Source organism: Acidobacteriota bacterium (assembly GCA_038040445.1).
In the GTDB taxonomy this organism is placed as follows: domain Bacteria; phylum Acidobacteriota; class Blastocatellia; order UBA7656; family UBA7656; genus Onstottus_A; species Onstottus_A frigus.
On sequence record JBBPIG010000023.1, the window covers coordinates 62,390 to 83,715 of the forward strand.

At 58.3% G+C, this 21,326-nt stretch carries 15 protein-coding genes; 8 read left to right on the forward strand and 7 right to left on the reverse strand.

Going from position 1 to position 21,326, the window contains the following annotated elements; all coding sequences use genetic code 11:
* Positions 1–72: 72 nt before the first annotated feature.
* Both AABO57_21870 and AABO57_21875 read left to right on the forward strand, forming a co-directional pair.
* On the forward strand, positions 73–1,923 hold the full coding sequence (locus AABO57_21870; protein ID MEK6288373.1) for a VWA domain-containing protein: 1,851 nt from the start codon (positions 73–75) through the stop codon (positions 1,921–1,923).
* Positions 1,924–2,183: 260 nt separating this feature from the next.
* Positions 2,184–5,105, forward strand: coding sequence for a VWA domain-containing protein (locus AABO57_21875; GenBank protein ID MEK6288374.1), 2,922 nt, complete (start codon positions 2,184–2,186; stop codon positions 5,103–5,105).
* 18 nt (positions 5,106–5,123) lie between these two features.
* Here AABO57_21875 and dut read toward each other — a convergent pair whose 3' ends face one another.
* A complete protein-coding gene (gene dut, locus AABO57_21880) occupies positions 5,124–5,576 on the reverse strand; it encodes a dUTP diphosphatase (protein MEK6288375.1) in 453 nt (150 codons plus the stop codon).
* Between the two features lie 7 nt (positions 5,577–5,583).
* Entirely contained in the window at positions 5,584–6,603 is a 1,020-nt protein-coding gene (locus tag AABO57_21885; protein ID MEK6288376.1) for a c-type cytochrome, read from the reverse strand.
* A 209-nt stretch (positions 6,604–6,812) separates the two neighbouring features.
* Between AABO57_21885 and AABO57_21890 the strand changes: the two genes are divergently transcribed.
* A complete protein-coding gene (locus tag AABO57_21890; protein MEK6288377.1) occupies positions 6,813–9,086 on the forward strand; it encodes a hypothetical protein in 2,274 nt (757 codons plus the stop codon).
* Between the two features lie 395 nt (positions 9,087–9,481).
* Here the strand turns inward: AABO57_21890 and AABO57_21895 are convergent, their stop codons facing one another.
* On the reverse strand, positions 9,482–10,306 hold the full coding sequence (locus tag AABO57_21895) for an RNA polymerase sigma factor (GenBank protein ID MEK6288378.1): 825 nt from the start codon (positions 10,304–10,306) through the stop codon (positions 9,482–9,484).
* 229 nt (positions 10,307–10,535) lie between these two features.
* A complete protein-coding gene (locus AABO57_21900; protein ID MEK6288379.1) occupies positions 10,536–10,889 on the reverse strand; it encodes a glyoxalase superfamily protein in 354 nt (117 codons plus the stop codon).
* Positions 10,890–11,055: 166 nt separating this feature from the next.
* Between AABO57_21900 and AABO57_21905 the strand changes: the two genes are divergently transcribed.
* Positions 11,056–11,484, forward strand: coding sequence for an OsmC family protein (locus AABO57_21905; protein MEK6288380.1), 429 nt, complete (start codon positions 11,056–11,058; stop codon positions 11,482–11,484).
* Between the two features lie 27 nt (positions 11,485–11,511).
* Here AABO57_21905 and AABO57_21910 read toward each other — a convergent pair whose 3' ends face one another.
* The 3 genes from AABO57_21910 to AABO57_21920 form a co-directional block, all read right to left on the reverse strand.
* A complete protein-coding gene (locus AABO57_21910; protein MEK6288381.1) occupies positions 11,512–13,281 on the reverse strand; it encodes an amidase in 1,770 nt (589 codons plus the stop codon).
* Positions 13,282–13,331: 50 nt separating this feature from the next.
* Positions 13,332–14,408: a HEAT repeat domain-containing protein gene (locus AABO57_21915; protein MEK6288382.1), complete on the reverse strand. Its 1,077-nt coding sequence runs from the start codon at positions 14,406–14,408 to the stop codon at positions 13,332–13,334.
* A gap of 199 nt (positions 14,409–14,607) precedes the next feature.
* Entirely contained in the window at positions 14,608–17,901 is a 3,294-nt protein-coding gene (locus tag AABO57_21920; GenBank protein MEK6288383.1) for a S41 family peptidase, read from the reverse strand.
* A gap of 416 nt (positions 17,902–18,317) precedes the next feature.
* Here AABO57_21920 and AABO57_21925 point away from each other — a divergent pair, with 416 nt between their 5' ends.
* The 4 genes from AABO57_21925 (at position 18,318) to AABO57_21940 (ending at position 21,293) form a co-directional block, all read left to right on the forward strand.
* Positions 18,318–18,671 carry a hypothetical protein gene (locus AABO57_21925; protein ID MEK6288384.1) on the forward strand — a complete coding sequence of 118 codons (354 nt, stop codon included), beginning with the start codon at positions 18,318–18,320 and terminating at the stop codon, positions 18,669–18,671.
* A 218-nt stretch (positions 18,672–18,889) separates the two neighbouring features.
* Positions 18,890–19,612 (forward strand): hypothetical protein, encoded by a 723-nt coding sequence (locus AABO57_21930; protein MEK6288385.1) that lies wholly within the window; start codon positions 18,890–18,892, stop codon positions 19,610–19,612.
* 115 nt (positions 19,613–19,727) lie between these two features.
* Positions 19,728–20,444 carry a hypothetical protein gene (locus AABO57_21935; GenBank protein MEK6288386.1) on the forward strand — a complete coding sequence of 239 codons (717 nt, stop codon included), beginning with the start codon at positions 19,728–19,730 and terminating at the stop codon, positions 20,442–20,444.
* A gap of 48 nt (positions 20,445–20,492) precedes the next feature.
* On the forward strand, positions 20,493–21,293 hold the full coding sequence (locus AABO57_21940) for an alpha/beta hydrolase (GenBank protein ID MEK6288387.1): 801 nt from the start codon (positions 20,493–20,495) through the stop codon (positions 21,291–21,293).
* The last annotated feature ends 33 nt before the right edge of the window (positions 21,294–21,326 follow it).

Genomic DNA, 21,326 nt, shown 5'->3' on the forward strand with positions numbered 1-21,326 from the left:
TTTCGCGAGATCTATTTCACAAACTTCCGCCTGAAGGCGGGACTACGAACTTGCGTTATAATCCTTTCCGCTATGAGACTGCTTTCATCAAGCTCTCTGTGGTGGCTGCTGCTCGGCGCGACTATCGTTTTCTTTTACCTGCTCAAGCTCAAGCGCAAGCGGACGGTCGTACCGAGCATACTTCTCTGGAAGCAAGCCATCGAAGAGTTCGAGGCGAATGCTCCGTTCAAGAAGCTGCGTCGCAGTTTCTTGTTGCTGGTTCAACTTCTCGCCCTCGCCGCTTTAGGCTTCGCTTTAGCGCGGCCGGTGGTCGTCACTCGCGCTCTCGCTTCAGGCAGCACGGTCATAATAATCGACTCGACGGCGAGCATGCGCGCGCGGGATGAGGACGCCGGCTCGCGGCTCGATCGCGCCAAACAGCTTGCCCGTGAGATGATCGACGGCCTCGCCGGCAGCGACCGCGCGGCGATCATCGAAAGCTCATCCCGAGTCACCGTGCGCAGCCCGCTCACGTCGGATCGCGCGGCGCTCGCCCACGCAATCGATGACATTCAAGAGACCGACGCGCCGGGTGTCCTCGGCGATGCCCTCCGGTTGGCTGAGCAGATCGCCAAGAGCGAGCGGGACGCTAGCGTGGTTATCATCAGCGACGGCGGCTCGGGCATCGCGATGGAGGCCCAATCATCACTTGAACTCTCACTGCGAGCAGTGTCGCCTTCGCGCGAGACTTCGATTCGGTTCGTTCGCGCCGGCAGCCGCGCGGATAACCTCGGCATCATCGCGATGAACTCACGACAGCTTTCCGGAAGCACGCGGCGCGAGATGTTCGCTTCGATAGCGAACTTCGGCGACCGCCCCCGAGCCTTCGCCGCCGAGCTGAAGATTGAAGGTAACCTTGTTGATGCGCGAACTATCAACCTCGATTCCAATGATAGGAGCGCGCTGGTCTTTGATTCGCTGCCCGGTGAGGGCGGGTTGGCGGAATTGCGGCTCGACGTCGAAGACGACCTCGCATCCGACAATGTTGCCTATGCTTTCTTGCCCAGCGCGCAGCGTGTTCGAGTTGGTGTAGCCGGCGAGAATCCATTCCTGATCGAAGCGCTCGCGGCCAACTCGGACATCTCCGCGAGTACGATCGGCGCAACCGCGGCCTCAATCAGTTCCGAGTTCGATTGCTTTGTGAGCGAGGGCCTGGGCGCTTTTGAAGCCACCCGCCCAATGTTGCTCATCAACCCTCCGGACGCTGCCGGTCTGTGGCGCACAACAGGTCAGCACGAGCGCCCCGAGATCACTTCGGTCGAGCGCTCGCATCCGGTGAACAGCTTTCTCAGTTATTCGGATCTGCACATCGAAAGTGTCCCGCGGCGCGAAGTGCCGTCGTGGCTAAAACCCATTGTGAGCGCGGGGAACGACCCGGTGATCTGGGCAGGCGATGACGGACGCAGGCGGGTCGTGATGATCGGTTTCGATCTGGCGCGAAGCGACCTGCCGCTCAAAGTCGAGTTCCCAATCCTTCTTGCGAATTCTCTGTCCTGGCTTGCGAAGAGAGATGCGCCTTCCATGGAGCGGGCCGTTCGCACCGGGCAGCCCACAACGGTGCACACTCAAGCGCCGGCCGCTGCGATAACAACGCCGGGCGGCGATACTCGCGAAGTCGCGGCGCGTGATGGCTCGGTCGTTTTCGCGGACACGCTGCGCGCGGGAAAGTATGAGGTCAAGGGGGGAACAACGTTCGCCGCCAGTTTGCTGAGCGAGGCCGAGTCGAACACCTCGCCGCGCGATTCAATCCAGACTCGGGCCGGCGAAGTCCGCGGCCAGGCGGAAACTTTTCAAACTGAGCGCGAAACGTGGCGATGGATTGGTCTCTTCGCGCTCGCGGTGTTGATGGTCGAGTGGTGGGCTTATCACAAGAGAATCGCTTGAATGTGCAGCATAGGGAGCGCGCGGCAATGCACCCGATAATCCCACCAACGCGGTTGGTGGTTCATTCATACGTGGCCTACAGGAAAGGCCGCAGCGTGCTCTTGAATCCCACCAACGCAGTTGGTGGATCGTTCATACCCAGCCTAACGCTCCGCTCGGATTCACTTTCCGGCGGATCAGAACCAGGTTGGATATGAACGATCCACCAACTGCGTTGGTGGGATTCGGGGCCCCCGCCCGGCGCCGCGTGTAGGCTGAGTATGAACGATCCACCAACTGCGTTGGTGGGATTGCACTTGAATCCTTGTGTGTCGATGAAGCTCGATTTTACCAATCCGATGGCGCTTCTACTTCTCGGCCTGATCCCGGTTGCGCTTCACCTCGCGCGAAACAGCCTTGCCAATCTCTCTTCAACTCGACGCGGGATCAGCATCGCCGCGCGGATCCTGTTGCTTCTGCTCATCGTGCTTGCTCTCGCCGGATTGCGAATAAGAACGACCTCGCGCGATCTCGCTTTGATCTTTCTGGTGGATGTGTCCGCGAGCGTCGCCCAGGACAACCGGCAGGAGATTTTCGACTTCATCAACGCTGAAACCGCCAACGCCGGGCCTCGCGATTACGTCGGCGTGATAGCGTTCGCGCGCGAACCTTCGGTCGAGTTGGCCCCCGCTCGCAAGGCGGCGCTCGGCGATTGGCGCATAACGGAAATCAGTTCGAATCCAAAACGCGACTACACCGACATCGCCGCGGCGTTGAGACTCGCAGCCGCGCTGGTCCCGGAAGACGCAGCGGGTAGATTCGTTCTGATCTCCGACGGCAACGAGAACCTCGAGAGCTCAGCCGAAGAGGCCGAGCTTCTCCGAGTCGCCGGCATCGAGGTCTACACACGCGCGATCGGCACGACCACCGAGCGCGGTCCCTCGCGCGGAGAGATTGCAGTCCGCGACCTCGACGTGCCCGGGAAGCTGGACGAAGGCGAAGCCTTCGACTTGAGAGTCACCATCGACAGCACTCGCGACGCCGATGCGACGTTGCGAGTCTTTCGAAACGATTCGGTCGCAGCGGAGCGAAGCATTCACATCGCAGCGGACGGCGAGAACGTCTTCGTCTTGCCTCAGCGTGTTGAACAAAAGGGCTTTTACACCTATCGCGCGGAAGTCGAAGCCATCGGATCCGACGCTTTTGTCCAGAACAACGCGCGAGAGGCGTTCGCGATAGTCGAGGGCCAGCCGAAAACGCTCTACCTGTACGGCGACGCGCGGCCCTCGCCTGCGGTGGTTCGCGTTCTCGCGGAAGGAAGCTTTGCGGCTGATATGCGAACGGCCCAATCGGCGCCGGCGACGCTTGCCGGGTTTCAGGACTACGACCTGGTGATCTTTGACAACGTGCCGGCTTCGGCCCTGACCGCGGCGCAGATGAAGATGGTTCAGTCATACGTGCGGGATCTGGGCGGCGGGTTCGTTATGATCGGCGGCGATCAAAGCTTCGGCCCTGGCGGTTACTACAAGACGGTCATCGAGGAAACGCTGCCGGTCTCGCTCGACGTGCGCCAGAAGAAACACCTGCCAAGCCTGGCGCTCGCGCTGGTCATCGACAAGTCGGGTTCGATGGCGGGCTCGAAGATGCAACTGACTCAAGAAGCCGCTTCGGCGACCGTCGAATTCTTATCCGATCGCGACTCGGTTGGAGTGATCGCTTTCGACAGCGACCCGTACCCGGTCGTCAACCTCACTAAGGTTGAAGACAAGCAAGCGATCATTCGCCAGATCGGAACGATTCAAGCGCTCGGCGGAACGAACATGCATCCGGGATTGCGAATGGCCCGCGACTGGCTCGAGAAAAGCGATGCTCAAATCAAACACATCATCGTGCTCTCGGATGGAAGGAGCGAGGATGGCGACTTTCGCGCGATCGCGCGCGCGATTCGCGACGCGGGGATGACGTTGACGGCGGTTGCCGTGGGTGACGACGCGGATATTCCGATGATGACGATGCTGGCGGAGATCGGCGGCGGGCGCTTCTATGCGGCCGACCGCCCCGACAACCTGCCGCGCATTTTCACCCGCGAGGCGTCGCTGGCATCGCGCTCGACGATCATCGAGGACCCTTTTGTGCCGAGACTCGTCCGGCCGTCACAAGCAACGAACGGCATTGATTGGAGCGCCGCGCCGCCGCTTGGCGGTTACATCGGAACGGCCGAACGCGATTCGCTGAAGTCGCCGGCAATCACCTCGCTGATCTCAGACAAAGACGATCCGGTGTTCGCGATATGGCAATACGGATTGGGCCGGGCGGCGGCATTCACCTCGGATGCGAAGCCGCGGTGGGCCGCCGGTTGGATGAACTGGCCGGGCTTCGGATCGTTTTGGACGCAAGCTTTCAGAGACACGGTGCGCCGCAAATCGGGCGGCGGACTCACTCCGCGAATCGAGATAACTGCCGGCCGCGGTCACGTGTCGGTTGAAGCAACGGCGCCGGGCGGAGAGTTCAAGAACAATCTTCGACTTCGAACTCATATCGTCGCGCCTGATCTTTCGACGACTGACATCACGCTCGATCAAACCGCGGCGGGTCGCTACGAAGGTGATTTCGCGGCTACCGCTAGCGGAGCTTATCTCGTCAGCGTTTCGGAAGATGACGGCCAGTCCGCAACAACGGCCGGGGCAGTGAATTCGTATTCGCCGGAGTTCAATATTGCTTCGCAGGACGTGGACATGCTTGCGCGTGTCAGCGAGATGACCGGCGGGAGGGTGATCTCTAGCGATGCCGCGAGCGTCGATCTGTTCAAACAGCCTTCGACCAAAACAATCCCGCACGAGATTTGGGAAGCGCTTATGCTCGCGGCGTTGATTCTGTTGCCGGTTGACGTAGGAGTACGACGGGTTCTCATCACTCGCGAGCAGTTGGCTTTTGCGCAGCAATGGATTCAGTCGAAGCTTCGGCGCGGCTCTTCTGCCGAGCCAGATTCTGCCGCGTCGGTTTCGATGGCAAAGCTGAAAGACGCGCGAACTCGAGTAGTGCTGGGCGATGCGCCGGGCAACGAGACGCAGCCGCCGATTGAATCCGCTCGCGAAACCTTGGCCGAGCAAGATTCGAAAGTGCTCGCTTCCGCTGATACCAGCGAACGCACGGAGCCACTCGCCAGCCGGCTGCTCGATGCAAAAAGAAAGAGGCGGGATTGAGTCTGACTTTCGAATGCCTTATTCAGATGCAGTGTGGTGGGTGCCGGTGCTTCCGAAGCCGCCCGCGCCGCGCGATGTGTCGTCCAGCTCATCTACCTCGATCAGTGTCACTTCTTCGACTCTCTGAATCACGAGCTGAGCGATTCGGTCGCCGCGTTTGATGTGAAACGCTTCGTGCTTGTCCGTGTTGATCATGACAATTGACATCTCGCCGCGATACCCCGAATCCACCAGCCCAGGTGAGTTCACTAAAGCGATGCCGTGACGTGAGGCGAGCCCGCTTCTTGGAAGAACAAGTCCGGCATAGCCCGGCGGGATGGCTATGGCGATGCCGGTGGGTATCATCGCGCGCTCACCGGGCTCGAGCACGAAATCGACGCGGCTCGGCAGATCCAATCCCGCATCGCCTGCGTGCTGATAACGCGGCATCGGTAACCCCGCGTCGAGCAGTTTGATCCGAAGCTCTATCATCGTGCCGTTAGTTCCTGTCGCCGCCCCCGTGTTTCAAGCCGCACAGCTTGCAGTCTGTCGGCGGTTCGGTATTGTCGATCGTGTGCTTAACCGGTTTGATGGTTCGCACATAAGCGAAAATCGCCTTCACATCTTCGTCGGTCATCTGGCCATAAAAGTACCACGGCATGATTGGGCTCAGCGATCGCGCTTTCACCTTGCCGGTGCGCATCGCGTGGATGAAAAGCGCTTCGTCGTAGTAAGAAATCCCGGATGCATCAGATGTGATATTGCCTGCCATAACCGTTCCCTGAGGCGTCTCGAACAACAGACCGCCGGCGAATTCAAATCCGGGTTTCACCTGACCCCTTTCTTGAGGCGTGTGGCAGTCAGCGCAACTGGCCATTCGAACTAGAAACTCTCCCCGCTTCACCGGATCCGACAGATCGGGCTCAGGCACAGGGGCGTTAACAGGCTGCGGCGCGCCGCGCATAAGATACTTCACCGGGAAAATGATTTCAGTTTGCGGCAGTGGATTTCTAACCGGCGCAAGTGAGCGCAGGTAGACGATCGCAGCCGCCAGCTCTTCGTCGGGCATCTGATAATAGTTGCCATAAGGCATCAACGGAAACAGCGCGCGTCCGTCGTGACTTACGCCCTCACGAATTGCGCGCGCCAGCATGTCATCAGTCCAGTCGCCTACGCCCGTTTCCTTATCCGGGGTGAGGTTCGGGGCGATAAGCCGGCCCGGGAGGTCTGAGCCTTCGTCGAACACGGTGCCCGCACCTAATTTGCCTGCCCGTGGCGGCATTCCCGGTGCGTTTTCGTCTCGCTCGGAGTGACAGGCCACGCAACCGTATACGGCGGTGACCATGTAGCGTCCTCGCTCGAGCCGGGCCGGCGTCGCTTCGAATGTCCTGTTAGTCAGCGGCCGAGTCTTAGGCCCGATGAAAGGCCGCCATCCAATCGTGAAAGTGATTCCCACAATGAGCAGGGCAAAAACTATGAACAGTGTTGCTCCAACATACTTTTTCCATCGACGTGCCATGGAGTCTCCTTTTCGAATATGAATGTTCAGATTGCTAGAGGCCTTCGAGCAAGACGTGTCTTTTTATTACGTCAGGTTATTCCTGTCAAGGCGGGCCTTAAGCGAGGCGTCGCGATCACGGCTTTCCTCTGGACGCGTGGCAGGTTCTGTCCTATTCTATCGCCAGTGTGCCCGCCTTAATTATCCACTGAAGAAGGAACCCGTTCGCGATGGGACTTGCCGCCGTTTACCTTGGCCGTCAGTCGTGGGAAGACTACATAAGCGGCCGCGATTCGCTCGTGTCGTTCGAGAAAGCGCTTGAACAACGCGCCGCCCGGTTTGAAGAATCGCCGGTGCTTCCGGGCGCGATGCAAATTGGGTTGAGCGCGGCGGACTATCAGATCGCGCTCGAATCCGGATTGGGCGCGCTGGGGGCGGGACTGGGTAACGGCGCAACCGAGTCGGGGCATAGTATCGAGTTCGCGTTCGAACAGCTTGCCGGGGGACTGGATCAGCTCAACGCCGACTTCAATTTTCTTCTGGGCGACGCGATATGGAAGCTCGAGATGCACGAGGAGGCGCTCAGCAACATCCTGCACGAAATTCGCCTTGCAGAGTTCGAACGAGAGGCGCGAGCTTATCGAAGCAGGGCCGAGAAGGCTTATTTCAATGGCTGGTACGAAGAAGCCCTCGCGGATTTCCTGGAAGCAGAAAAACGCAACTATCCCGACTTCGGAGTGCTTCGATCGATCGCCAACATTTGCCTTTATCATCTGGTCAATCTAACGAGCTCGCTTGAATACTTTCGCAAGGCCGCCAAGTACTCGAGGCCGAGCGATGCGCGGCAGTCCGCCGAAGCACACTACTTCGCCGGCGTCGTGTGCGCGATCCAGAGACAGTTTCAAGACGGGCTCGACCATTTCGGCGAAGCCGTCGCGCTCAATCCCGCCTTGTTCGAAGCGCACTATCAGAAGGCATGCCTTGCGGCGATGCTCAATGAGGCTGACGCCGCGGTCACCAGTCTGGAGCTTGCAATCAAAGGCGACCCGCGATACTACGAACGCGCGAAGAGCGACGAAGTGTTCGACGCGGTGCGCCCGCAGGTGCAAGCCCTGCTCGACCGGTTGATGCAACCCGTTCAGGCCAAGCTCGCCGAGGTCGGCCGCGATGCGACCATGCTCAAAAGATATGTCATCGCTACGCCTGAAAAACGGCAGACGCTGTCGAGCATGTTTCAAAACGTCGAGGAGCGATTGGCGGCGGCGAACACTTACCGCTCCGGCGTCCAGTTCATGGGAACGCTCTCGCAGGTGCAGCAGGAATTGCGGGGCATCTACGATCTCTTCTACAAACAGTACGACATCGGCACGCGCGACTATGTGAGATCGGTCGCGATCAGTCCCGATGGACGGCTGGTCGCCTGCGGGTTTCTTTACGAGGGGATCAAGATTTGGGAAGTGGACAGCGGCGTGCCGATGCGAGCGATGCGCAGTCATACGGCAAGCGTCAACTCGATCTCCTTCAGTCCCGATAGTCAGTGCCTCGCCTCGGGTAGCCGCGATCGCACGATCAAGCTATGGGATGTGTCCACCGGCCAGGTGATTCGTACGCTGGACGGCCACGACGGCGAAGTGCGCGCGGTAGTCTTCAGTCCCGACGGGCAATGGCTCGCTTCTGGGAGCACTGATTCAACGGTAAGGCTGTGGAGATCAGTCACCGGGCGCGAGGTGCAGCCGTTTATCGGACATGAGCGGCCGGTGACTTCGACCGCGTTCAGCCCGGATGGTCAATACATCGCATCGGGAAGCCTGGATCGCACGATCAGACTCTGGGAGGCTCACACCGGGCGCGAGGTGAAGACGTTCGAAGGGCACACCGAAGGCGTGGCATCGCTCGCATACAGCCCCGACGGCCGATTGCTCGCATCCGGCGGGGAAGACAAGATGGTGAGAATTTGGGATGTGGCCACTGCCCGCGAGATTCGAACGCTAACCGGTCACATCAATGATGTGACTTCGGTGGCATTCAGTCCAAACGGAGAACTCGTCGCTGGAGGAAGCCTGGGCCAGACGATCAGGATATGGAAGCTATCGAATGGGCGTTTGGTGAAGACGCTGTGGTTCAGCGAAATCAGTTGGCACCCGGTGGCGTTCAGTCCAAAGGGGCAGTGGATGGCGCTTGCGAGCCGCGACGTTCAACTGTGGCTAAAGGCGCTGCTGACCGAGGAGGAGTACGCTGAGGTCAAGGCCGGCGAAGAACGCGGTACGCTGATGCGTCAGGAAGCAGAGATCCTTGCGCTCGAGCTTGCCGAGCTGAAACGGCTCGAGAAAGAAGAGGCCGCTCAAGAAATCGTGAGAGCGCACCGCCGGGCGGCGGGCGAATGTGAAATATGCGGCATCAGGTTGAACCTTGTCCGAAGATTTACGCGCCGCGAGCGTTGCAAAGCGCACAAATTGGTTGTTGGGTTTTTTGAAGGCGGCTCGAACCGCGACCGGTTCCCGTGATGGGAATCCCACCCACTGCCGAGACTGTGCGAAAAGTCCGAATGTCAGCAGAAGGGGTGATCAAAAATGATCAGATTCCCTGTGGAAAACGCGTCACGGGGCAAATACGCGCTGTACTATTCACCACACTTGCTATTCGCCCGACTTTTCGCACAGTCTCGGCAGTGGGTGGATGGTTCAAACCCAGCCTACGATAGAGCCGGCCGCCTCAGTTGTTTCTGTTATCTCTCTCCCCTCGCGCCGCGAGGGGAGAGCAGGAGAGGAAAACGGGAATCACCCCTGCGCCACCTGTGTAGCTTGGGCTTGAACCATCCACCCACTGCCGTGGATGGGATTCGCGGAGTTTTCAACAGTGTCTGAACACCGGGCTTGTGAACTGACGCTCAGCAGCTCGCTCAAACGCTGCTCTCCTCGCGGCGTGTGAGTCCTTCAAAGAACGCGTCGTGCATTGGGCGAGTCTTACTCTCTGGGAAACCGGCTTCGCGAACGATCCGCAGCCGCGAGTCGAAAAGACTTTCAGCCGAGACTTCAATGCCAGGCGCAACTTCGATCTGAACCAGCTCCTGGCCGTTGTGACCGGGGCCCGCAAATTCGTGGAGACCCTTGCACTGCCAACACACGCCAGTCTTGTTGATCAACTGGCAGAGCCCGTCGTAGCTTCCGATCATCTTTGATCGCGCCGCTGATAGCCGATGCCGAAAGATGGGCTCGGATACCTCGAGCATCGTTGCCGCTTCCTGATTCGAAAAGCCAAGCACCTCGCGAAGCATGATCGCCGCCTGCTCGTCGGGCTCGAGCGTACGGCTTATGCACGAAAAGCAGAATGCGATGTGCTCGCGCATCTCGAAGACAAAGTCGGGTGAGTGGATCAGCGCGTCGAGCTTTTCAACTTCATTCTCGTCGGCCTCGGTCTCGTACTGTCCGTAGAGTTGCGCTTCGACGCGCCAACGTTTCCTTGAACGAAGATGGTCCATACAAGCGTGAGTGGCGATTCCGAACAGCCAGGTCTTGAATCGGGCCTCGCCGCGAAAGCTGGGTAGACTCTGAAGCACGCGAACCAACACGTCTTGCAACAGGTCTTCGGCATCCTGGTGCAGCGTGGCCATGCGATAGATGTACGAGAACAGCGGCTTGCGCAGCGGCTCGACGAGTTCGCCGAACGCGGCTTCGTCTCCCAGCAGCGCGCGCTCGACTAGTTGGGTCTCTTGCTCGATAGGCAACGGGTTCAACATCGTTAGCCCAGAATAAACAACAACAATCAGGATCGACAAGATGAAAGTGATGCGTGATGCGTGATCAATGATGCGTGATTCGTGATGCGTGAAGATCAACCTTCACTTTGCCCTACCGCAGGATCAAATCACGCATCACGCATCACGGATCACGGGCCACGCATCCCGCATCACGAATCACGGATCACGCATCACGGATCACGCGTCACATTCTGATTCACTGCTGCATCAGCACCTGGCAAAGCTGCAAGCGATTGCCGGCGGGGTCGCGAAAGGTTGCGATGCGCACGGCGCCGGGCACCTCGTGGATCTCGCCTTCGAACTTGACGCCTTTGGCGGTGAGTTCCTTTTGCACGCGAGCGAGATCGTCAACTCGCAGTACGACCGTCGCTCCGCGTTCGTCGTCACCTTCACGCAGTTGATTCAGCCCGATGGATGCAGCGCCATCGGCGTGGCTGAACTCGCACCAGCCTTCCATCTCGAACGTCTTCTTGAGACCCAGCACTTCGCCGTAGAACTTCTTTGCCGCGTTGAGGTCTTCCACTTGATACCACGAAACATTGACTTCCATTTCCTTTTCCTCCCGATTTGAATTTCGCTTCTACTGATTTAGTCGAACGGCGCGTCGGTTTCCGCCAAACGTTAGGAAACAAACTCTCAACCTTTTCTCGTGTTTGCCCGGCTGGGTTGATCAGGTTAAGCTGTTTGAAACAAATTCAAGAGAGGAGATTCCTACGATGGCAACACGGAACGGCAGTGCGGTTTGGGAAGGAACGGTCAAAGAGGGCAAGGGCACGGTTAGACTGGGGAGCGGAGCGTTCGAGGGACCTTATTCATTCTCGTCGCGGTTTGAAGACGGGAAGGGCACTAATCCTGAAGAACTCATCGGCGCAGCTCACGCGGGATGTTTCTCGATGGCTTTGTCGGGGGCGTTGACGCGCGCAGGCTTTCCGCCCACCCGTATAGAGACTACGGCCAAAGTTCATTTGGGACCAGTAGAAGGCGGCTTCGCGATCGGGCTGATCGAACTAGAAACGACCGCCAATGTTCCCGGCATCGACGAGAATGCCTTTCAAGAACAGGCCGAGGGCGCTAAGAAGAACTGCCCTGTATCGAAGGCGCTCGCCGCGACCGAGATCAAGCTCAATGCGAAGCTGGTGAGTTAAACGCTTGTGGGCACCTTCGCAACGTTATCACGCCCAATCCATCTTTGGGTGCATCGTGTGCCACATCGTCGCGCGCTCGAATGCCAACGCTACTCTCAACGGTGAGCCTTCGTCGTACAAACCACCAGTGAACATGATCGATCGAGGCAAGCCGTCGATGAAGCCGCACGGCACACACACCTGAGGATGGCCGGTCAGGTTTGTCACAAGCAAACTCGCGCTGCCAGGGGCGGGCGAGACGAACACGTCCCACTTTGACATCAGCTTGTCCATCTCGCGCATAAGCAGCGTCCTCGCTCGCTGCGCGCGGATGTATTCGACCGCCGGGATGAAGCGCGATGTGCGGAACGAATTCGGCCAATCGCCCGGCGCCTGGCCGGAGAGTTGATTGACGCGGCCGTCGCGGGTGATGTCATCAAACGCTGCTGCTGCTTCGGCAACGAGGATGACGCGCAACGACCCCGTCGAGAACTTGGGCAGCTCGATTGGCTCGAGCTTGGCGCCTGCGGTTCTCAATGCGTCCAGAGCCTCCTTGTATAGAGCCTTCTGCTTTTCGTTATCACCGCCTTCGAACTCGGCTTTCAGATAACCTAACCGCATTTTTGAAAGCGGAACCTCGGGGGTCCAGTTAAAGGGTGCGTCTCCAACGGTGATGTCTCGTTGATCCGGGCCGTAGATCGAAGCAAGCACGGCGGCGAGGTCTTCGACGCCGCGACAGATCGGGCCGATCTTATCCATCGTCCAACTCAATCCCATCGCGCCGTAGCGGCTCACGCGGCCGTAAGTCGGTCTGAGCCCCGCGCACCCGCAGCGAGTCGCCGGTGACACGATCGAACCCAGAGTTTCAGTTCCGATTGAAAACCCGACCAGACCGGCGGCGGTAGCCGAGGCAGGTCCCGCCGATGAACCGCTCGAGCCAGTTCGGTCTTCGTCCACCTGCCACGGATTGCGGGTCACGCCCGCGAACCAGCGGCCGCCCTGCGCGAGCGCTCCCATCGAAAGCTTGGCCACCAACACCGCGCCTGCTTCGCGCAAGCGCTCGACCACCGTCGAGTCGTAGTCGATCATCTGATCGCGATAAGGCTCGGCGCCCCAGGTCGTCTTGATTCCTTTAGTCGCGAACAGGTCTTTGACACCGCACGGAATTCCATGCAACGGACCGCGATACTTGCCGCTCTTGATCTCACGATCGGCTTCGGCGGCCTGTTTCAATGCGAGATCTTCGGTGAGCGTTACGACACAAAGCAGCTTCGGACCGTAGCGCTTCAATCGGGCGAGGTACATTTTGGTGAGATCCGTAGACGTGACCTGGCGTGTGCGAACAAGCTCGGCGAGCTGCGTTGCGGTGAAGAATGCGACCTCTTCGAGCGAGTTGTATTTCGGAATCTCCTGTTTGGTGAGCTTGAACTTGACTGGCTTCCAGTCAAACTTTTTCCCGGGCAGCGCCGGATGAAACGCAGTGGCCGGTTCGGTGTCGAGTGGAATATCGATCTTACGGAGGGTCTCGTAACCCGTGAGAGCTTGATTGACTCCTCGAAGCGCCATCGTCTCTTGCGCGTCGTTCAACTCAATGCCAATCAACTGTTCGGCGGCGTGAAGCATTTCCTTCGTGATGCGCTGCGGCGGTTGTGGCTGCTGCGGTTGTTGAATTGCTTGGGCCGCCGCCACATCGAAATGCGGCGCGGCAAGACCGGCTACTCCGACGGCGGGAAGGAGCTTTACGAAGGAGCGGCGGTCCATCCCGCCTGTTGCTTTGTCATCTTTAGGTTTGTATTGTTCGCGCGATTTTCTTTTCATGGTTTCTCGCAAGATAGGTTTTGTAGCGTGGACCAAACGTAAGGCTTGTACTACAGCTTATCCGTCGTCTTCAACTCGATTCCCTTCTTCTTCACCCACTCCCGCCAATGGTCGAGGTAATGCTGCTCGTTCTGTTTGAATGCGGCGTGAGACGGATACCAGCTTTCATTATCTTCATCCGACCGGGCTACGCCTGCGAGACCCATCACGGCCTTCCATCGCACTTCCCAATCCTCGTCGTAAAGCGCCTTTGAGAGCGGTGCGATGACCGCTTCAGTCCCGATTTTGCGAAGCGCTCCAGCCGCGTCACGGCGGGTCTGCTCGTCCGGTGATGACATCAACCGACTCAACGCAGGTATTGCCGCCGGATCTTTGATATAGGTCAACGCTGCGCTCAAAACGAATTCCCATTGCGAGCCTTCAGCCTGCACAAAGAGCTTTGAGGATTTCCGCAAAGACTTCTCGACGAGCGGAAGCATTGACAGGTCGTTATGCTGAAGCAGTACGGAGGCCGCCAGCACATCAAGCGGCGAAGTCAGCTCGGGGCCAGCAGCTTTAAGAGCAGGAATCGCGTTGGCCGCTGGAACAGTGCGAAAGTATTCAATAGCGGTAACCAGGTCGCGGCGAATGGCAACCGGAGACTTGAGAATGCACTCTATCTCTGTCGCGATTCGTCCGATTTCGCGGCCGCTCATCGGAGTGTTTTTAGTCGAGCACCCTTCGCGGACGGCAAGGATCGAAGGATAGTGGGGTGAAACAAAACCAAGCCCCTCGGCCGTCGCTCGAAAAAAGAACATGCCGAAGTGCTTGGCCTGAACAGTCGCGAAGCCTGAGAAGTCGTCCAAAGGCATATATGATCTGAAGGAAACTTCCGCATCCGCTATTCCCTTGATGACTCGGTCGACGCGCAAGACGCCGGCCAGACGACGAGCTTTTCGCATCTGTCCTTCAATATCAAAATCGCCGGTTTCTTCTTCGCTAAGCGACTTAACTTCGCCGACAACGATGAGACTGGCTTCTGCTGCCAGCTTTGAAATGTTGAGGGCGGGAACGACGGCGGCTCGGGCGGGTTGGGGCGTCAGACTCGCTGCAGCCAGAAACAATATCAATACGGTTTTGCCTCGCATAACGCATCCTCAAATTCGAATTGTCATTGCTCGTGGAGTGACTACTTGAGCCATTTCAGTTACCGATGTAGCGATAATAGAACGAAGGTGGAGGAACCACCAAGCACCGCGAATGAGATCTCCCATAAAGACAAAGCACCAGGGCACGAAGGACCTTCCGCGCCTTCGTGTCTCGGTGCCTTTGTGTTGAGAGGCTTTGTTATTCCTTTCTAGCCTGCTGAGCCTTCGAGCCGATTTCCTTCAACAACTCTTGGACGGCCACTTCGATCTGCCGGTCGCGGCCTGCCAGGTTGTCTTCAGGCGAGTTCTCGACGAAGATGTCGGGCTTCACGCCGTAGTTCTCCATGTTCGTCCGGTTCTTATCGGCGAGAAACACTCCAACGCCCGGCGTGCGGACCGTAGAGCCGTCGATCAACGAATAGCTCCCCGTGCCGATCACCGCGCCCGTCGTTGGGGTGCCGATCACCTTGCCTAATCCGAGAGCGCGGAAGCCGGCCGGGAACATCTCGGAGTTGGAAGCCGAACGCCAATTCTGCAGCACCACTTTCGGTCCGAAGAATCCTGCGAACGGCCGGCCGGTAGCTTCAGTGCCGCGAGGTTGCCATATCTGATACTCGCGCTGCACAAGTAGGGCCAGCAGCTCCTGCTCGATGTTGCCGCCGCCGTTCCAGCGCTCGTCGATGATCACCGCTTCCTTGTTGCGATTTTCGCGCAGCTCCTTTTCGAAGCGGCGCAGCGAAGGCTGATTCATCGATTGAATGTGCAGGTATCCGATGCGCCCGTTCGAGAGCTTGTCCACCATCGCGCGGCGATCCTTAACCCATCGCTCATATCGAAGCTGGCTGTAAGCCTGCGACGAAACCGGTTCGATGCGGCTCTTCCACGCGCCTTCTTCGGACGGCTTGTTGTTGAAGGTGACTTCGATCTTGCGGTTGAGCCGATGATTGAGCATCGCCCAGTAGTTGTCTCCCGCTTTTACGGGCTTGCCGTTGATGGCGATCAGATAGTCGCCCGCGCTCACCCTGACCCAGTCTTTGTCGGCCGGCCCTTCTTCATAAACGTGAGTGACTTTGTAGCGGCCCGCGGTGTCATCGGCGGCCAGCTCGACACCCAGGTGGAAAGTGGAAACTCCGCCGGCATCACGACCGCGCGGGGGCGGGGCGGCGCCGGTGTGCGATGCGTTCAACTCGCCGATCATCTCGTTGACTATGTTCAGAAGCTCCTGACGGTCGCCTACGAATTCAACGAGCGGTTGATACTTCGCGCGCGCGCCGTCCCAGTCCTTGCCGTGCATCCCCGCGTCGTAGAAGCGATATTTCATCGTGCGCCACGCGTCGTCGAACATTTCCGCCCACTCGGTCGACTTGTCGATCTTCACTCGGGCAGTGAAGCTGATGCGCCGCCGCGCGCCCTCTCGTCCGCCCGATGCAGCCGCGGCAGGCGCGGCGGGCGCGCCGGACCCAAAGCCGGCGGTTGCGGGAGCAATCGAGACCGAGTAGATCGAACTCCCTTCCTTGAAGAAAAGCGTGCGGCCGTCACGCGCGATGTTGAGGCTGTTGATGCCTCCGCCAAAACCTCCAAATCCGCCGCCCGGCCCGCCGGCGTCATCGGTCGAAGGCGGCTCGCCGGCGGTAACGCGGGCCAATCGCCTGCCGTCTTCTTGTATCGAGTAGATGACCGGAATAGAGCGAATGCCCGCCGGTTCAGTTGTGACAAATACAACCGTGCGGTTATCCGGAGCTACAGCATAGTTGAACACCGCGAACGGCATTCGAGTTAGCTGTTTGGTTCGCCGCTTGAGACCGGCCCAGTCGATGTTGATGTCTTTCGGCGGCGCGGTGCGCTGAGCGCCGGCTACGCGGCGCGCGACCGCGTCGTTGCTTTGATCCTGCAAGTCGCCTTCCGGACGGTCCTCAGGATCGGCTGGGTCGCGCTCCTCGCGTTCCAGCGCGACTGAGTAGATCTGCGCCGACGGTTGCCCGCCTCCGCCCAATCCCGCTTCAGTCCGAACGAAGTAAAGCTTGCGGCCATCGTGAGTGAACTGCGGATTCACGTCGTTGAAAGAGTCGAAGGTGACCTTTCGCTCTTCGCCGCCGCTCGAAGGGATTAGATAAACATCGGAGGTTCGAACGTAGTCGGCCTTCGAGAAAGCGATCCACTTGCCATCGGGCGACCATACCGGCCCTCCGATGTTGCCGTATTTCGACGAAGCGAGCTCGATTGTTTGCTTCGAGTCAACGGCGTACTTGCGGAGCTTATTGTCCGAAGCCGTGAATGCGATCTCCTTGGAGTTCGGCGACCAGATGAACGAAAACTTCAGCGAGTCGAGATCGGTGATCTTCTGCGGCTCGCCAGTCGCGTCCGCCGCAATGAGATAGATTTCTTCACGCCCGCTGCGGTCGCTGGTGAAAGCGACCCACTTGCCGTCGGGCGAATATCCGGGGTCTTTGTCCCGCGCGGGGCTGTCGGTAATCTGGCGAAGGTCGCCTTCTTCAGTCGGGGCGGTGAAGATCTCGCCGTGAATAGAGAAGGCTATGCGGCGTCCCGAAGGCGCGAGGTCGTAATCGTCAGCTTGCGAGTTGAAGTCTCGGACTTCAGCCAGGTTCTCCTGGGTCTCCGCGGCTATGTCGAGCTTGATCAGCGCGGCTTTTCGGCTGGCCACGTCGAGTTTCCACAGGCCGAAGTCGTGCTCGAAGACTATTACCTTTCCGTCCGCGCTTATCGCCGGAAAGCGCACGTCACCGGTCTTGAATGAAGTGACGCGATCGGCTTTTCCGCCGGCTTCGGCGACTCGCCAGATATTGGTCAACCCGTTGCCTTCGCGATCGCTCACGAAGTAGATGAAGCCATCGGTGCTCCACATCGGCCACGAGTCTATCCCGTCGAAGTCGGTAAGGTCGGTGAACTTCTTGGACGCGATATCCATCACGGTGACATCCGTCTGCATGGCGCCGCGATAGTACTTGCGCCAGTAAGACTGACCCTTCCGATTGATCGCGAGTTTCTTGCCGTCGGGCGAGTAGCTGGCGTTCACTCCCATATCGGCGCCTGCATTGCGCTCCATTCCCCCTTCGATCGAAACGGTGTAGAGCTTTCCGGTGAAGTCGTCGCCGCGGCTCGAAGCGAACAAGACTGCGCGTGAATCAGGCGTCCACCCCAGCACTGTGTCGTCGGCGGAATGAAAAGTGAGTTGCTTCGCCGCGCCCCCTTCGCTCGGAACAAGGAAGACGTCAGCATTGCCGTTGCGGTCCGAAGAAAAAGCGATCCATTTCCCGTCCGGCGAGAAGCGCGGATAGACGTCGCGCGCCTTGTTGGCGGTGATGCGCTTGATGTTTTTGCCGTCTTCGTCGGCGGTCCATATGTCCGCAAGGTAAGTGAAGGCAATTTTTCCGTGATTATAATGCGGGTAGCGAATGAGTCTGGCCTCGCCGCCCGCGGCAGTGAGCGGCGCGCACAACGCCAGGAAGAAAACAAGGGCATAGAGTCTTTTCATAGGGTCTCCTTTTGTGGCAGAGCGGCACGATGGTTGAGATGTTCAGAGTTCAACCTTCAGGTTGCGCGAAACCGGCAAGCTAAAGCTTGGACTCTGAACCTCGGATGATCGGCGAACTGCAAGCATAGTCCAGAATTGGTAAGGTTGGCGAATGGCAAGGACGGTTTCGGCCCTGCCCGGGTTACACGAAAACGCTCGGCCCTTGCGTATGTGGCCGTGATCTGCCACGCGCGTCGCTTGTCTGCAAGCGACAACCTTGGCGGCAGCCGGGCCGCGGAACAAGCCGGCTGGCATTCGTGCCAATGTTCCGTGCGTAACGCGCGGTTACTTGCTCGAGCAAAGATAATATGTCACTATTTATCCATCCTGGGTCGGCTCATAGACGAGCTGGAAATTTTCTGAAGCGAGAAAGAAAAATGAGCAACGACGACCTTACTCACAACCTGGCAGATAAAGAAGACGACAAAACAACTCAGGCGACGATCATGGCGGTGTTTAGACTACTTCAAGACTTAGACAAGCGGCTCAACGCCCGACTTGATGCGATAGAAACCCGACTTGATGCGTTAGATACCCGACTTGATGCGTTAGAAACGAGAGTCGGTACCGTAGAAACTCGACTTGACGCACTGGAATACGAGGTAAAGAGTGGATTCATCCAACTGGGCGATAAGCTCGCGGATCAGATGGATCGAACCAGGGCGCACGCCGACGCGGACTATGAGAAGCTGCAAAGAAAGATTCGCCAATTGGAATCTAAAGCGTCATGAGCCCAAGAAAACGCCAAGGAGCAATGCCCGGCACGGCAACGGCCCTGATACTACGATGACCAATGGCGGCCACCGTCTCGCTTAGATCTGCATCCACCATTCAATTCAAAGTTGTACTGAACGCGAAACCCGAGCTATGATAGCTCGGGTTTCGTTTAGGTCAAACATAGAGACCCGCTACTCATCACTCGACAATTCAGACGCTGGAGGACAGTCTCATGAAGCCTGTGTGCCGCGCGTTCGTGATCAGTGCACTCGCGTTATTGCTCGCGTCCCCGCTTGCGATTTCAGCGCAGTGGAGCAAGAAGCCTTACACCGAGTGGTCGGAGAAGGAAGCGACGAAGTTGCTCAACGAGTCACCATGGGGTAGGACAGACACCTTTACGGATATGTCGAAAAGTTTTTCGAGCGGCCCCGGGGCTAACCCGACTGCGAGAACAACGCCAAGCGCAGATGCAAGCGTACGCAACGTCCATTTTCGCATCCGCTTCCTGTCAGCCAGGCCCGTTCGCGAAGCCTTCGCCCGGCTCATAGAGCTAAGACAAAAGGGCGCGATACCCGAACAAGTTGCGGCCCGGCTCAAGGCTTTCGTGGTTAGCGGATTCAACGACTTTGTTGTGGTGACGGTGGACTGCGAATCCGAGGCCAAAACCGAATTTCAGCAGGTGCAGGCGTTGCTCAATAACCGAGCCACGGCGGATCTAAAGAACAGCACCTATCTTCAGAGCGGCAACAACAAGGTTTTCCTCGAAGAGTATCAGTCGCCGAAAAGCGACGGGCTTGGCGCTCGACTCGTTTTCCCTCGCCTGGTGGATGGCAAGCCCTGGCTCACCGAGGCAAGCGACGAAATTCACTTTTACTCCGAGCTTTCCACGACCTACAAGCTGGATATGCGCTACAAGGTCAAAGAGATGATGTACCAGGGGAAGCTAGAGTATTGAGCTTTGATTCGCGGCCAGATCGCGCCAGGAAAGGAAAGGACGCTTGTTCAGTGGCAGTCTGTCCCGGCTCACGCAACGTGGCAGGCCGGCTGAAGACAGCTATGGGGGATAAGCTATGAATCTCTCGAGACGTTTTTTGATACTAAGCATACCCGTTCTGCTTTTGCTTTTCTCAGTGACCGCGCCGGCGCAGTGGGACAAGAAACCGTACGCCGAGTGGTCAGACAAGGAAGCCTTGAAAGTGCTCAACCAATCGCCGTGGGGCCAGACGCACTCGTTCACCGATACGTCGAAGATGTTCTCAACCGGACCCCGTGGGCTCAGCCCCCAGCAAACTGCGGAAGCGAACCTGAGACGAGTCAACTTTCGCATTCGCTTCCTCTCGGCCAGGCCCATTCGTGAAGCCTTCGTGCGCGCAATAGAGTTGAAGCAGAAAGGGCAGCTCCCGAAACAGTTCGCCGATCAACTCAAGGCGTTTGTCGCCAATGAATTTCGTGACTTTATTCTGGTCGTGGTGGACTTTGATTCTACTGAGTCGACGGGAGAGATCGAGCAGGTGCGGGCGCTACTCAATAATCGCACAACCGCGGATCTCAAGAACAACACCTACTTGCAGGTCGGGGGCAAGCGCGTTTTCCTGGAGGAGTACCAGTCGCCTAAAAGCGATGGGTTTGGCGCGCGTCTTGTCTTCCCCCGCCTGGTCGAAGGCAAGCCCTTGATCACCGAGGCAACCGAGGATATCCATTTCGTCTCCGAGCTGTCCTCGACCTACAAGCTCGATTCGCGTTACAAAATCAAGGACATGATGTATCAGGGCAAGCTCGAGTATTGAACCGAGTACTGAATCCGCATTCACGGCCGACCGTCTTACGAGGAGTCTTTGCCAAACATTCAGACAGCCCGCCTCAATATCTACTACGAGCTGCACGGCGACGGCGAACCTCTGCTCCTTATTCGCGGGCTCGGCAGCACCAGCGATGGATTCAAAGCACAAGTCGATGGGTTGTCGCCACACTTCCGGGTGATTTCATTTGACAACCGATGCGTCGGCCGCTCCGATCAGCCGCAAGAACCTTTCACGATCGCCGACATGGCTGACGATACAGCGGCGTTGCTGGACGCGCTGGGCATCGAGAGCGCCCACGTGTTCGGGGTATCGCTCGGGGGAATGGTTGCGCAAGAGCTTGTGCTTCGCCACCCGAAGAAGGTACGGTGGCTGGTGCTCGCATGCACTCACGCGGGCCCGCGCACGGCGGTGCGCTCGCCCGAGTGGGCGGTTCGCATTTTCAACGAGTCGCGAGAGATGCCGCGGGCCGAAGCGCTCCGCAGTTCGGTTCCGCTGCTGTTTGCGAAGAAGACAGTCACCGAGCGGCCTGAGCTTATCGAGGAAACTCTCGCGGTGATGGCGAACAACAATCAACCGAAGTCGTCTTATTTGCTCCAGCTCGGCGCGGTGATGGGACACGAAACGTTTGATCGGCTCTCAGAGATAACTCACCGGACTCTGGTGCTCACCGGGAAAGAAGACACGCTGGTCGATCCAGGCAACTCGCGCCTGATCGCCAGCCGCATACCCGGCGCGCGGTTGATCGAATTCGAAGCAACGGGCCACGTCTTCTTCACCGAGAAGTCTGAAGAAGTGAACCGCACGCTCGTTGGTTTTTTTCAAGAGGGACGATGATGAACCTGAGGTCAGAGATCAGAAGTCAGAGGT

Excerpts from the sequence above, each read along its gene's own strand:
- AABO57_21915 (MEK6288382.1), bottom strand. The coding sequence starts at position 14,408 with ATGCGAGGCAAAACCGTATTGATATTGTTTCTGGCTGCAGCGAGTCTG.
- AABO57_21910 (MEK6288381.1), bottom strand. The coding sequence starts at position 13,281 with ATGAAAAGAAAATCGCGCGAACAATACAAACCTAAAGATGACAAAGCA.
- dut (MEK6288375.1), bottom strand. The coding sequence starts at position 5,576 with ATGATAGAGCTTCGGATCAAACTGCTCGACGCGGGGTTACCGATGCCG.
- AABO57_21930 (MEK6288385.1), top strand. The coding sequence starts at position 18,890 with ATGAAGCCTGTGTGCCGCGCGTTCGTGATCAGTGCACTCGCGTTATTG.
- AABO57_21905 (MEK6288380.1), top strand. The coding sequence starts at position 11,056 with ATGGCAACACGGAACGGCAGTGCGGTTTGGGAAGGAACGGTCAAAGAG.
- AABO57_21885 (MEK6288376.1), bottom strand. The coding sequence starts at position 6,603 with ATGGCACGTCGATGGAAAAAGTATGTTGGAGCAACACTGTTCATAGTT.
- AABO57_21920 (MEK6288383.1), bottom strand. The coding sequence starts at position 17,901 with ATGAAAAGACTCTATGCCCTTGTTTTCTTCCTGGCGTTGTGCGCGCCG.
- AABO57_21935 (MEK6288386.1), top strand. The coding sequence starts at position 19,728 with ATGAATCTCTCGAGACGTTTTTTGATACTAAGCATACCCGTTCTGCTT.
- AABO57_21875 (MEK6288374.1), top strand. The coding sequence starts at position 2,184 with ATGAACGATCCACCAACTGCGTTGGTGGGATTGCACTTGAATCCTTGT.
- AABO57_21870 (MEK6288373.1), top strand. The coding sequence starts at position 73 with ATGAGACTGCTTTCATCAAGCTCTCTGTGGTGGCTGCTGCTCGGCGCG.
- AABO57_21900 (MEK6288379.1), bottom strand. The coding sequence starts at position 10,889 with ATGGAAGTCAATGTTTCGTGGTATCAAGTGGAAGACCTCAACGCGGCA.
- AABO57_21925 (MEK6288384.1), top strand. The coding sequence starts at position 18,318 with ATGAGCAACGACGACCTTACTCACAACCTGGCAGATAAAGAAGACGAC.
- AABO57_21890 (MEK6288377.1), top strand. The coding sequence starts at position 6,813 with ATGGGACTTGCCGCCGTTTACCTTGGCCGTCAGTCGTGGGAAGACTAC.